The sequence below is a fragment of the Curtobacterium sp. PhB130 genome (genome assembly GCF_003755165.1).
GTDB lineage: Bacteria > Actinomycetota > Actinomycetes > Actinomycetales > Microbacteriaceae > Curtobacterium.
On record NZ_RKII01000007.1, the window covers coordinates 682,471 to 695,119 of the forward strand.

A 12,649-nucleotide genomic window follows, 5' to 3' on the forward strand; every position below is an offset into this window, starting at 1 on the left:
CCTAGACTCGTCCGCGTGCGTTACGCGAACTCCGTCGTCGACCTCGTCGGCGACACCCCGCTGGTCAAGCTGAACCGTGTCACCGAGGGTGTCCGGGCCACCGTGCTCGTCAAGGTCGAGTACCTGAACCCCGGTGGCTCCTCGAAGGACCGCATCGCCACGCGGATCATCGACGCCGCCGAGGCGTCGGGTGACCTGCGTCCGGGCGGCACGATCGTCGAACCCACGTCGGGCAACACCGGCGTCGGCCTGGCGCTCGTCGCCCAGCAGCGCGGCTACCGGTGCGTCTTCGTGCTGCCGGACAAGGTCGGCGAGGACAAGCGCAACGTCCTCACGGCGTACGGCGCCGAGATCGTGGTCACGCCGACCGCGGTCCCGCCGGAGCACCCGGAGTCGTACTACTCGGTGTCGGACCGCCTCGTGCGGGAGATCCCGGGCGCGTACAAGCCGAACCAGTACGCGAACCCGAACGGGCCGCGCAGCCACTACGAGACCACCGGTCCGGAGATCTGGCGCGACACCGAGGAACGCATCACCCACTTCGTCGCGGGTGTCGGCACGGGCGGCACCATCTCGGGGACCGGCAAGTACCTGAAAGAGGTCTCGAACGGCGGCGTCCGCATCGTCGGCGCGGACCCGGAGGGCTCCGTCTACTCCGGTGGCACCGGTCGCCCGTACCTCGTCGAGGGCGTCGGCGAGGACTTCTGGCCGACCGCGTACGACCCGGAGATCCCGGACGAGATCATCGCCGTGTCGGACGCCGACTCGTTCGCGATGACCCGGCGGCTCGCCCGCGAAGAAGGGCTGCTCGTCGGCGGCTCCAGCGGCATGGCGGTCGTCGCGGCGCTCCGAGCTGCACGCGACCTCACGGAGGACGACGTCGTCGTCGTGCTCCTGCCGGACGGCGGCCGCGGGTACCTCGGCAAGATCTTCAACGACCGGTGGATGCGCTCCTACGGCTTCGCCGAGACCGACGACGCCCGTACCGTCGGCTCGCTCATCGCCGGCAAGGACGGCCGCCTGCCGGACCTCGTGCACGCGCACCCGTCCGACACGGTGCGCGAGGTCGTGGACATCATGACCAAGTACGGCGTCTCGCAGATGCCCGTCCTCAGCGCCGAGCCGCCCGTCGTCATCGGCGAGGTCATCGGTGCCGTCGCCGAGAAGGACCTGCTCGAGCAGGTCTTCACCGGGGCGGCGAAGATGGCGGACGCGCTGACCGGCTTCGTCGGCGACCCGCTGCCGCTCATCGGCGTCGGCGAGTCGGTGTCCGCCGCTCGTCGCGCACTGGAGAGCGTGGACGCGCTGCTCGTCGTCGAGGACGGCAAGCCGGTGACCGTGCTCACCCGCCACGACCTGCTCACCTACCTGTCCGAGTAAGCCGACCAGTCCGAGTAAGCCGACCTGTCCGAGTAAGCCGACCTGTCCGAGTGAGCGCGGCAGCGCACCCAGCGAGCGGTGCGCGGCCGACGCGATCCGAGCCTCCCGTCCGACCTGGAGAACGCACCATGACCGAGTTCAGCACCCGAGCCGTCCACGCCGGACAGGAGCCCGACGGCGCCACCGGCGCCGTGATCCCGCCGCTCCACCTGACGTCCACGTACGTGCAGGACGGCATCGGGGAGATGCGGGGCGGCTACGAGTACTCCCGCTCCGGCAACCCGACGCGGGACTCGCTGCAGACGATGCTCGCGGACCTCGACGGCGGCGTCGCCGCGTACTCGTTCGCGTCCGGCCTCGCGGCCGAGGACGCACTGCTCCGCGCCGCCCTGTCGCCCGGCGCCCGCGTCGTGATGGGCAACGACGTCTACGGCGGCACGCACCGCCTGGTGAACCGGCTGCACGTGCCGTGGGGCGTCGAGCTCGTCGTCGTCGACATGAGCGACCTCGACCTGGTCCGCGCCGCGCTGCAGGACGCACCGGCGCAGACCGTGCTCTGGGTCGAGACGCCGACGAACCCGCTCATGAAGATCGCGGACATCGAGGCGCTCGCCGCCCTCGGGCACGACGCCGGCGCGCTCGTGGTCGTCGACAACACCTTCGCGTCGCCGTACCTCCAGCAGCCCCTGTCGCTCGGCGCCGACGTCGTCGCGTACTCCACCACGAAGTACCTGGGCGGCCACTCGGACGTCGTCGGTGGCGCAATCGTCCTGCGCGACCAGGAGCTCGCCGACAAGGTGGCGTTCCTGCAGTTCGGCGGCGGGGCGATCTCGTCCCCCTTCGACGCCTGGCTGACGATCCGCGGCATCAAGACGCTGCCGATCCGGATGGAGCGGCACTCGCAGAACGCGCAGGCCGTGGCCGAGGCGCTCGTCGGCGACCCCGCCGTCGAGCGCGTCTACTACCCGGGCCTCAGCGACCACCCGGGGCACGACGTCGCGGCGAAGCAGATGCGCGGCTTCGGCGGGATGCTCTCGGTGGCGCTCGCCGGCGGGCCCGACGCAGCCAAGCGGTTCGCGGAGTCCACCGAGCTGTTCGCGCTCGCCGAATCGCTCGGCGGGGTTGAGTCGCTCATCGGGTACCCGAGCGAGATGACGCACGCGTCGGTGAAGGGCACCGAGCTCGCCGTCCCGGAGAACGTCGTGCGGCTGTCGGTCGGCATCGAGGACGCCGGCGACCTGGTCGAGGACGTGCGACAGGCGCTCCGCCGCTAGCCTCGTGCGGTGGAACCGGCGGGCGCGGCGGCCCGCTCCGCCGCTAGCCTGATGCGGTGACCACGACGGCGACGAGGACGACCCTGTTCAGCAGGGGGTACGCCCTCCCGACCATCGGGATGGTCGCCATCGTCGCCGTCGCCGCGTTCCAGAACCTCGCCATGACCACGGTCATGCCGGAGATCAGCCGGGACCTGCACGGCGAGACCCTGTACTCGCTGAGCTTCGCCGCGCCCCTGGCCGCCGGCGTGCCCGGGATGGTGCTCGCCGGCAACTGGACGGACCGAGCCGGAGGCCGGGTGGTCGCATGGGTGTCCGCCGCGCTCTTCGCCGTCGGCACGGCGATCGTGATGCTCGCCCCGACGATGCCGGTGTTCCTCGCCGGGCGTCTGGTCGAGGGCTTCGGCGCCGGCGCGATCGACGTCGTCCTCTACGTGCTGGTCGCCCGGATCTTCCCGGAGGACCTGCACGGCCCGGTCTTCGCCGGCTTCGCCGCGGCATGGGTGGTGCCCGCCCTGATCGGTCCGGCGCTCGCCGGCTTCGTCACCGAGCTCGCGAGCTGGCACTGGGTCTTCGCCGGGGCCCTCGTGATCGCCGTCGTCGCGTTCTCCCTGCTCGTCCCGACGCTCCGGCACCTGCACGCGCCGGCCGCCGCGCTCCGGCCACCGTGGCAGCGGAGCCGGATCGTGTGGTCGGTCGCCGCCGCCGTGGCCGTCCTGCTCCTCAACGTGGCGCCGGACCTGCCCGTCGCCCTGGGGGCCGTCGCGGTCGTCGTCGGGCTCGTCGGCGCGTGGTTCGCGCTCCGTCCGCTCCTGCCACGCCGCACGTTCACCGCCGGCCCCGGGCTGCCGTCCGTGGTCCTGCTCCGCGGGGTCCTCGCCGCCGGGTTCTTCGGCAGCGAGGCCTACGTCCCGTTCCTGCTCCAGGCGCAGCACGGGCTCTCGCCGTCCGCCGCCGGGCTCGCGCTCACCGTCGCCGCGCTCAGCTGGGCCGGTGCGAGCTGGGTGCACGGGCGGATGGGGGAGCGCCGGCTGACCGCCGCCCGTGCCTTCGGCGTCGGACTCGGGCTGGCCCTGGTCAGCCTCGTCGCCGCTCTGGCCGTGGCAGTCGCGGACCTGCCGGTGTGGGTGCTCGTCGCGGGCTGGTTCGTCGGCGGTGCCGGGATGGGCGTCGCGTACCCGCGGACGTCGATGCTGACGCTCCGGTTCTCCAGCGAGGGCGACGACGGGTTCGCCAGCTCCGCCCTGACCATCGCGGACGCCTCCGGCAGCGTGGTCGGGCTCGCGGTCGCGGGGATCCTGTTCACGGCGGTCGGGGGCCGTGAGGACGCGCTCGCGTTCGCGTCGGTCTTCGCGGCGATGATCGTCATCGCGCTCGTCGGGCTGTTCGCGGTGCGGCGGCTCGGGCCGGTGCCGCCGCCGTCGTCGGGCGGGTCGTCGTCGGGCGGGCCGTCGTCGGGCGGGTCGTCGTCGGGCGGGTCGTCGTCGGGCGGGCCGTCGTCGGGCGCGCCGTCGTCGGCCCCGCCGTCGTCCGCTGCGACGACCGGGTAGCGTGGCAGACCCGTATCGAGGAGGAACCGTGCGCCGCATCCTGGCCGCCGCCGCACTGGCGGTGAGTGCCGTCGCCGTGCTGGCCGGGTGCACCGGCACCACGTCGCAGGCTCCGACGCCGGTCAAGAGCACGGACCTCACCAGCTCCGACGGCGGGTTCGACCAGCACGCCGTGGTCGGTGTGGTCCTGCAGGCCTCGGACGCGGACACCCTGCCCGCGGAGTTCCGCACCGAGCTGACCGAGGCCGGCTTCCGCCCCGACGTGCGCGTCGCCACGGCCGCCGACCCGGTCGCGTCGCAGCGCACGGCCGTCCGGGAACTCGTCCGCACCGGCGCGAAGGCGCTGCTCGTCCAGGCCGAGGACGCCTCGGCACTGACCGGGGAGCTCCAGACAGCGCACGACGCCGGAGTCGTGGTCGTCGGGCTCGGAGACCGGTTGCCGGCGAGCGGCACCGGCGGGGACGGCGTCTCCGCGGACTACCGCGTCACCGGGGACACCGACGCGGCGCTCGTGGAGCACTCCGTCGACGCGGTCACCGCACTGCAGCGGGGCGAGAAGCCGGCCGACGGCTGACGCGACCCGGGTGCACTGGTCGCGCCCCGGGCTGACGCGACCCGGGTGCACTGGTCGCGGTCCCACCGGACGGGAGGCCCGTGTCGGCCCGGCACCGCGCCTCCAGGCCGCTGACCACGCGCGTTCGCACCCATCACGCGCGCGCTGGAAAGCGGAATCGCGCGTAGTCGGTCGAAAGAAGCGACTGCCTACGCGCGAAACGACTCCCTACGCGCGGAACAACTGCCTACGCGCGGAAGGACCGCGCGGGTCAGCTCCACCACGCGGGGAAGGACCGCGTGATGGTGTCGACCAGGGCCTTCCGGGAGCGCCGCGTGCCCGCGAGCCAGGCCTCGATCGCCCCGACGAAGCCCTGCGCGACGAAGCCCGCGGCGACGTCGTCGAGGAGCTCGGGCCGGGAGGCCGCGTCGAGCTCCCGGATGTGCAGCGCGCTCGACACCGTGAAGTGCTCCACGAGCAGCCGGTGCAACGAGGCGTCGTTCGGGTCGGGGAGTGCCCGGACGTAGATCTCGCGGTGCAGCACCACGTGTTCGACGACGGCGTTGATGCCCTTGCGGGTGATCGCCGCGAGTTCGTCACGGTCGGCGCCGCGCTCGTACGCCGCCCGACGTGCCTCGGAGTCGTCGTCACGGATCCGGTCGAGTTCCGGGGTGAGCACGTCGGCGAGGAGCGACCCCGGCGACACGGCGTGGGAGTAGAAGGTCGCACGGTTGATCCCGGCGGCGCGCGTGACGTCCGCGACCGTGATCTCGGAGACGGGACGGTCCGCGGCGAGTCGGAGGATCGCCTCGCGCAGCGCTGCCGTCGTGTGCAGGATCCGAGCGTCCACCATGACGCCCACCCCCTCTTCCGTGCTGATCCGCCCGGAGCCCCGAGCCCTCCGACGGTACCGCAGGTGCACGCCCGGCGAGCAAGCCGGGGAACCGACACGCGGCAACGCCCGGCAACGGGTGTCGGCGCGGCTCGTTGTGGCCCGTAGGATGAACGCGCGGACGAATCGATTCGAGCGATCCCGCGATCACCCCTCCCCACCGCCCCTCATCGTCGAAGGACCCTGTTGTGACCGCGCCCGCGACCACTGGTTCGCTCACCGTCATCCTGCACCCCGGGGACTCCCTGTCCCGGGCGCAGCGCCTCGTCTACGTCTTCGTGCTCGGAGCGCTCACCGCGCTCGGTCCGTTCACGATCGACCTGTACCTGCCGGCGTTCCCGTCGCTGAAGGAGCAGTTCGGCGTCACCGACGGCGCCGTCCAGCTCACGCTCACCGCCACCACGCTCGGCTTCGCGGTCGGGCAGCTGCTCGTCGGCCCGTGGAGCGACAAGGTCGGCCGACGGCTGCCGCTGATCATCGCCACGTCCGTGCACGTCGCCGCGTCGATCTGCGCCGCGATGGCCCCGAACATCGAGGTCCTCGCGGTGTTCCGCGTGCTGCAGGGCATGGGCGCAGCTGCCGGCGGTGTCGTCGCGATGGCAACGGTCCGCGACCTGTTCGGCGGCAAGCCCCTCGTGCTGATGCTGTCCCGTCTGGCGATGGTGAACGGCCTCGCGCCGATCCTCGCCCCGCTCATCGGCTCGCAGATGCTGCGGTTCGTCAGCTGGCGCGGCATCTTCGTCTTCCTGGCCTGCTACGGCCTGGCGGTCGTCATCGCGTCCATCCTGCTCATCGTCGAGACGCTGCCGCCGGCACGCCGCCACGAGGCCGGGCACGCCACCATCGGCCAGCGGTACCGGGCGCTGTTCTCGGACCGGATCTTCGTGGGGGTCGCGCTCATCGGGGCGATGGTCTTCAGCGGACTGTTCTCGTACCTCAGCGCGTCACCGTTCCTGTTCCAGGACGTCTTCGGGCTCGACGCGCAGCAGTACGGGCTGCTCTTCGCCGTGAACTCCGTCGGGGTCGTGGTCGGGGTGCAGATCTCCTCCCGGCTGGCGCAGCGCGTCGGGCCGCAGTGGATCCTGGCGTGCTCGACGGCGACGCTGTTCCTGGCCGCGACGGCGATCATCGTGCTGGACCTGCTCGGGGCAGGGCTCGTCGGGGTCCTCGTGCCGCTGTGGTTCTTCATCGCGGCGTGCGGGTTCTCGTTCCCGCTGGTCCAGGTGATCGGCCTCGCGGCGCACGGGAAAGAGGCCGGGACCGCCGCATCGGTGCTCGGCGCGCTGAACTTCGGCGTGGCAGGGCTGATCTCGCCGATCGTCGGGTGGCTCGGCATCTCGCAGGCGGCGCCGATGGCCGCGGTGATGGCGTGCACCTCGGCGGTCGCGATCCTGCTCCTGTGGTTGGTCGTCCGCCCGCGGTCGGTGCCGGCGCTGACGCACTGACGCGGGGCGCGGCGGTGACTGACTCGGAACGACGAGGTCGCTGTCGTACGACGACGATGTCGTCGTTCCGAGTCGGTCGGTCTCGTGGTGGACCCCGGACGGGGAGCGTCCGCGTCCATAGGCTGTGCCCATGAGCGACGCGGTGGAGCAGGCACGGGCGGCAGCCGAGGCAGCACGGGTCGCCGCCGAGGAAGCGCGGCGCCTCGCAGACGAAGCCGCCGCGCGCGCCGAGGAACTCGCCGTGGCACTGGCGCAGACACCCCTCGTGCCCGACGCGGAACCGGCGGTCGCAGCGTCGCCGGCTCCCTCCGGCCTGGAGGCACCACTCGCCCCCGTCGCGGAACCCGCCGTCGCGGACGTGGCGGCAGCGGAGCCGGCTGACGCGACCGCCCCGGGACCGGCGGCGGCTTCGACGACCGGCACCGAGCCTCCCGGCGGCGTGGAGGCGACCGGTGGCGCGGACCCGACCAACGGCGTGGAGGCGACCGGCGGCGCGGACCCGACCAACGGCGTGAGCGGCCCACTCGGGGACGCGGCGATCGCCGCGATCCGGGACGGCTACGCCGTGGAGGGCAGCGCCCTCGAACTCGGCGCCCTGGTGAACGGGGAGGCACGCCCCGACGTGCAGGTGCGGATCCCGCTCGGGATGCTGAACCGGCACGGGCTCGTCGCCGGCGCGACCGGCACCGGCAAGACCCGCACGCTCCAGGTCCTCGCCGAGCAGATCGCGGCGAACGGGGTGCCGGTGTTCGCCGCGGACATCAAGGGGGACCTGTCCGGGCTCGCCGTCGCGGGGCAGGGCAACGAGAAGCTCCTCGCCCGCACCGCCGGCATCGGGCAGGACTGGACCCCAGCCGCCAGCGAGGCAGAGCTGTACTCGCTCGGCGGGCAGGGCACGGGCGTGCCGATCCGGGCGACCGTGTCGGGCTTCGGGCCGCTGCTGCTGTCGAAGGTCCTCGGGCTGAACGACACGCAGGAGTCCTCGCTCGGGCTGGTGTTCCACTACGCCGAACGGGCCGGACTGCCCCTCGTCGACCTCGCGGACCTGCGGAGCGTCCTGACGTTCCTGGTCAGCGACGAGGGCAAGCCGGAACTGGCGGAGCTCGGTGGCCTGTCGAAGCAGACGGCGGGGGTGATCCTCCGCGAGCTCATCACCTTCGCCGACAAGGGCGCCGACGCGTTCTTCGGCGAGCCGGAGATCGACACGCAGGTCTTCCTGCGGACCGCGCCGGACGGCCGCGGGATCGTGAGCCTGCTCGAGGTGCCCGGGGTCCAGGACCAGCCCGAGGTGTTCTCGACGTTCCTGATGTGGCTCCTCGCGGACCTGTTCAACGAGCTGCCGGAGGTCGGCGACCAGGACAAGCCGAAGCTCGTGTTCTTCTTCGACGAGGCGCACCTGCTCTTCAGCGGGGCGTCGAAGGACTTCACCGAGCAGATCGTCCGCACCGTGCGGCTCATCCGGTCGAAGGGCGTCGGGATCTTCTTCGTCACGCAGACCCCGAAGGACGTGCCGAACGACGTGCTGGCACAGCTCGGCTCCCGGATCCAGCACCAGCTCCGCGCGCACACCCCGGACGACGCGAAGGCCCTCCGCGCGACCGTGTCGACGTACCCGACGAGCGACTACGACCTCGGCGAGGTCCTCACCTCCCTGGCCACCGGTGAGGCGATCGTCACCGTGATGAACGAGAAGGGCGCGCCCACCCCGGTCGCGTGGACCCGGCTGCGCGCGCCGCAGGGGTCCATGGACCCGATGCCGTCGGCCGCGATGGAGGCCCGGGTCGCCTCGTCCCCGCTGCTCGCCACCTACGGCACCCGCGTCGACCCCGACTCGGCGCACGAGATGCTCGCCCGCCGGATGGAGGCCGCCGCCGCGCAGTCCGCCGCCGCCGAGGCGCAGGAGGCCGCCGCGACCGCAGCGGCGGACGCCGAGAAGGAGGCTGCGCGTGCCGCCGCCGCGGCCGCGAAGGAAGCGGCAGCGCAGGCGAAGCAGGAGGAGCGGGAGCGTGCGGCGGCCCAGAAGGAGTACGAGCGGACGCAGCGGGAGTTCGAGAAGGCCGAGCGCGCGGCGCAGTCGCGGCGGTCTCGGACGACCTCGACGCGGCGGACGACGTCATCGCGGAAGGCGGACGACCCGCTGTCGGACCTGCTCGGGGGAGGACTCGGCGGCACCATCGCGAAGGAGGTCGTGCAGGGGATCTTCTCCACCCTGCGACGGCGACGGTAGCGCGCTGCCCGGCGCAGCGCGGCGGTGACGGCTAGTGGGTGCGACGGCTAGTGGGTGCGGCGGCCCGGGAGGTACCGGCGGGCGAAGTCCCGCGCCGGCATCGGCCGGGTGATCTCGGTGACCTGGACGCCGAGGGCGTCGACGACACGGTCGAGCCCCTGGTCGCCCCAGACGTCGCCGCGCATCCGGAAGAGCACGTGCTCATCGGCGTCGAAGGCCACGAGTTCGCGGGCGGTGCGGTCCACGGAGCTGCCGAACGTGGTCGCGAGGACGATGCTCGACACCTGCTCGCGGGAGAAGGTCCGGCGTGCCGCGACGACACCGCGCACCGTGACGCCGTCCGGGCCGAGGCCGACGAAGGCCGACCGGAGCCGGACGAACACCACGCCGACGACGATCGCGATGACGACCACCACGGACGCGACGAGCGCCCACAGCCGCAGCGGGAACGACATCCAGACGAGGGCGACGGCGAGCGGCACGGCGGAGAAGACGATGCTCAGCGCAGTGGAGCGGACCAGCGCGGCACGAGGGCGCAGGACGACGTCGTACGTCATCCGATCACTCCTCGCCGTCGCCGGCGCGGTCGCTTCCCCCACGGCCGTCTCCTCGTCCCCTCGGGTGCCCGGGCACGCCGAAGGACGTCCCACAGGACGGCGCCCCTGCCGTCGATGCACTCGGCTCGACCGTCGTTCGGGCGTGCCGTGCGGTCAGCATAGGGGACCTCGGGGCGATCGCGACAGGTCTGTCCACCCTTTCGGGTCCGTCCACGGCGAACGGGGTGCAGACGGGTCCGCAGGGTGGGGGACCGGTGACGTGTCAACCCGGCGGATCCGCTCAGGAACGGCGAAAGCGCACGGTCCGGGGGACTCGTGCGCTTTCGGGTGGTGCTGGTTTCGATCGGGCCGTTGTGCTGGGTTTCGATCGGGCCGTTGTGCTTGGTTTCGATCGGTACGCGGAGAATGGGGGATTCGAACCCCCGAGGGCTTGCACCCAACACGCTTTCCAAGCGTGCGCCATAGGCCACTAGGCGAATTCTCCTGGTGCCATCTCTCGATGACGACACCCCATGGTACAGGTCTTCGCGGGTGTGGATGACCACGGTCGTCCACAGGTGTGTCCGTTCCCAGTGGGCGCGACGTGGCCGTGGCTACCCTGGAACCGTGTCGACCCGCATCTACATCACGTCAGCAGAAGGACACACGGGCAAGAGCACGGTCGCGCTCGGTGTCCTCGAGACCCTCGCCCGCACGGTCGGACGCGTCGGCGTGTTCCGCCCCGTCGCCCGCTCCGTGGAAGAACCCGACTACGTGCTCGAGCTGCTGCTCCAGCACACCGGCGCGAACCAGTCCTACGACGACGCCGTCGGGGTGACCTACGACGACGTGCACGCGGACGCCGATGCAGCACTCGCCACGATCGTGAGCCGCTTCGCCCAGGTCGAGCGGCAGTACGACGCGGTCGTGGTGCTCGGTTCGGACTACACCGACGTGGGCAGCCCCACCGAGCTCTCGTTCAACGCCAAGGTCGCCACGAACCTCGGTGCGCCGGTGCTGCTGGTGCTCGGGGGTCGGAACGCCGCCGACCGCGCCGCCCGCAGCGCGGAGGAGATGGGCCAGGTCGCCGACGTCACCACGAGCGAACTCCGGAGCGCGCACGCCCAGCTGCTCGGCATCGTGGTGAACCGTGCCGACCCGGACGCGATGCCCGCCATCTGCGCCAGCGTCTCCGCCGCGGTGCAGGACGACCACCCGGACACCCCGGTGTGGGCCATCCCCGAAGACGCCGTGCTCGTCGCACCGACCGTGCGGGCGCTGCTCCAGGCCACGGACGCCACGATCGTCCGCGGCGACGAAGCGCTGCTCGACCGTGAAGCCCTGGGCACCGTCGTCGCCGGCATGAGCATGGAGAACGTGCTCCCGCGGCTGATCGAGGGCGGGATCGTCGTGGTCCCCGGTGACCGCAACGACGTCCTCATCGCCACGCTCCTCGCCAACCAGTCGGAGACGTTCCCGAGCCTGGCGGGCGTGATCCTGAACGGCGGGTTCGAGACCGCGCCGCAGATCACCCGCCTGCTCGAGGGGCTGTCGAGCTCGCTCCCGATCGCGACGAACCACCTCGGCACGTACGACACCGCGCTCCGCATCACCCAGACGCGCGGTCGGCTCGCGGCGGACTCCCCGCGGAAGGCCGACCTCGCGCTGTCGCTGTTCGAGCGGCACGTGCAGGCCGACGAGCTCCTCGCACGCCTGCAGGTCACCCCGTCCGGCGTCGTCACGCCACTGATGTTCGAGCACGGGCTGCTCGACCGGGCGCGCGAGTACGGCAAGCGCATCGTCCTGCCCGAAGGCGACGACGACCGCATCCTCCGTGCCGCGTCGACGCTGCTGCAGCGGCAGGTCTGCGAGCTCACGATCCTCGGCGACCCGGCCGCCATCCGCGCCCGGGCGACCGAGCTCGGCCTCGACCTCGACGCCGCACAGCTCGTCTCGCCGTTCGACTCGGACCTGCGGGAGCGCTTCGCCGAGGAGTACACGAAGCTCCGCGCCCACAAGGGGATGAGCATCGAGCTCGCCCGCGACACCGTCACCGACGTCTCCTACTTCGGGACGATGATGGTCCAGCTCGGGCTCGCGGACGGCATGGTCTCCGGCGCGAAGCACACGACCGCGCACACCATCCGACCGTCGTTCGAGATCATCAAGACCCGTCCGGACACGTCGATCGTGTCGAGCGTGTTCCTGATGGCACTCGCCGACCGCGTCCTGGTCTACGGCGACTGCGCGGTCATCCCGGACCCGACGAGCGAGCAGCTCGCCGACATCGCCATCTCCTCCGCCGAGACCGCGACACAGTTCGGCATCGACCCCCGCGTCGCGATGCTCAGCTACTCGACCGGCGACAGCGGCTCCGGCGCCGACGTGGACAAGGTCCGTGCCGGCACCGCGTTCGTCCGCGAGCGTCGCCCCGACCTGCTCGTCGAGGGCCCGATCCAGTACGACGCCGCCGCCGACCCGACCGTGGCGAGCACGAAGATGCCGGACTCGCCGGTCGCCGGGCACGCGACGGTGTTCATCTTCCCGGACCTCAACACCGGCAACAACACCTACAAGGCCGTGCAGCGCTCCGCCGGCGCGGTCGCGATCGGCCCCGTCCTGCAGGGCCTCCGCAAGCCGATCAACGACCTGTCCCGCGGGGCGCTCGTCAGCGACATCGTGAACACCGTCGCGATCACGGCCATCCAGGCCGGCACCGCGTCCGACGCGGCCTGACCGCCGGACGCACCCCGAGCCTCCAGACCGGCTCTCCCGAGCCATCCACAGAAAGC

General features: G+C 72.2%; 9 protein-coding genes and 1 tRNA gene. 7 read left to right on the forward strand and 3 right to left on the reverse strand.

The window, feature by feature from the left end; translation table 11 throughout:
* Positions 1-15 precede the first annotated feature (15 nt).
* From EDF24_RS09100 to EDF24_RS09115, 4 genes are all read left to right on the forward strand, one after another.
* Positions 16-1,380, forward strand: coding sequence for a cystathionine beta-synthase (locus EDF24_RS09100; protein WP_123702326.1), 1,365 nt, complete (start codon positions 16-18; stop codon positions 1,378-1,380).
* A 128-nt stretch (positions 1,381-1,508) separates the two neighbouring features.
* Positions 1,509-2,654, forward strand: coding sequence for a cystathionine gamma-synthase (locus tag EDF24_RS09105; protein ID WP_123702328.1), 1,146 nt, complete (start codon positions 1,509-1,511; stop codon positions 2,652-2,654).
* Positions 2,655-2,710: 56 nt separating this feature from the next.
* Positions 2,711-4,204, forward strand: coding sequence for an MFS transporter (locus tag EDF24_RS09110; protein WP_148070862.1), 1,494 nt, complete (start codon positions 2,711-2,713; stop codon positions 4,202-4,204).
* Between the two features lie 28 nt (positions 4,205-4,232).
* Positions 4,233-4,778 carry a substrate-binding domain-containing protein gene (locus tag EDF24_RS09115; protein WP_123702332.1) on the forward strand — a complete coding sequence of 182 codons (546 nt, stop codon included), beginning with the start codon at positions 4,233-4,235 and terminating at the stop codon, positions 4,776-4,778.
* A 250-nt stretch (positions 4,779-5,028) separates the two neighbouring features.
* Here EDF24_RS09115 and EDF24_RS09120 read toward each other — a convergent pair whose 3' ends face one another.
* The gene (locus EDF24_RS09120) at positions 5,029-5,610 is read right to left on the reverse strand and encodes a TetR/AcrR family transcriptional regulator (RefSeq protein WP_123655465.1); all 582 of its coding nucleotides are present in this window, start codon (positions 5,608-5,610) and stop codon (positions 5,029-5,031) included.
* A 227-nt stretch (positions 5,611-5,837) separates the two neighbouring features.
* On the opposite strand from EDF24_RS09120, the gene EDF24_RS09125 reads away from it, so the two are divergent.
* Both EDF24_RS09125 and EDF24_RS09130 read left to right on the forward strand, forming a co-directional pair.
* Entirely contained in the window at positions 5,838-7,094 is a 1,257-nt protein-coding gene (locus EDF24_RS09125) for a multidrug effflux MFS transporter (protein WP_123655464.1), read from the forward strand.
* Positions 7,095-7,224: 130 nt separating this feature from the next.
* A complete protein-coding gene (locus EDF24_RS09130) occupies positions 7,225-9,321 on the forward strand; it encodes a helicase HerA-like domain-containing protein (protein WP_123702336.1) in 2,097 nt (698 codons plus the stop codon).
* A 47-nt stretch (positions 9,322-9,368) separates the two neighbouring features.
* Here the strand turns inward: EDF24_RS09130 and EDF24_RS09135 are convergent, their stop codons facing one another.
* Both EDF24_RS09135 and EDF24_RS09140 read right to left on the reverse strand, forming a co-directional pair.
* Positions 9,369-9,878 carry a hypothetical protein gene (locus EDF24_RS09135; RefSeq protein WP_123702338.1) on the reverse strand — a complete coding sequence of 170 codons (510 nt, stop codon included), beginning with the start codon at positions 9,876-9,878 and terminating at the stop codon, positions 9,369-9,371.
* 399 nt (positions 9,879-10,277) lie between these two features.
* A tRNA-Ser gene (locus EDF24_RS09140) sits at positions 10,278-10,362 on the reverse strand.
* Positions 10,363-10,484: 122 nt separating this feature from the next.
* On the opposite strand from EDF24_RS09140, the gene pta reads away from it, so the two are divergent.
* Entirely contained in the window at positions 10,485-12,593 is a 2,109-nt protein-coding gene (gene pta, locus EDF24_RS09145; RefSeq protein ID WP_123702340.1) for a phosphate acetyltransferase, read from the forward strand.
* Positions 12,594-12,649 lie beyond the last annotated feature (56 nt).

Excerpts from the sequence above, each read along its gene's own strand:
- EDF24_RS09120 (WP_123655465.1), bottom strand. The coding sequence starts at position 5,610 with ATGGTGGACGCTCGGATCCTGCACACGACGGCAGCGCTGCGCGAGGCG.
- EDF24_RS09105 (WP_123702328.1), top strand. The coding sequence starts at position 1,509 with ATGACCGAGTTCAGCACCCGAGCCGTCCACGCCGGACAGGAGCCCGAC.
- EDF24_RS09130 (WP_123702336.1), top strand. The coding sequence starts at position 7,225 with ATGAGCGACGCGGTGGAGCAGGCACGGGCGGCAGCCGAGGCAGCACGG.
- EDF24_RS09135 (WP_123702338.1), bottom strand. The coding sequence starts at position 9,878 with ATGACGTACGACGTCGTCCTGCGCCCTCGTGCCGCGCTGGTCCGCTCC.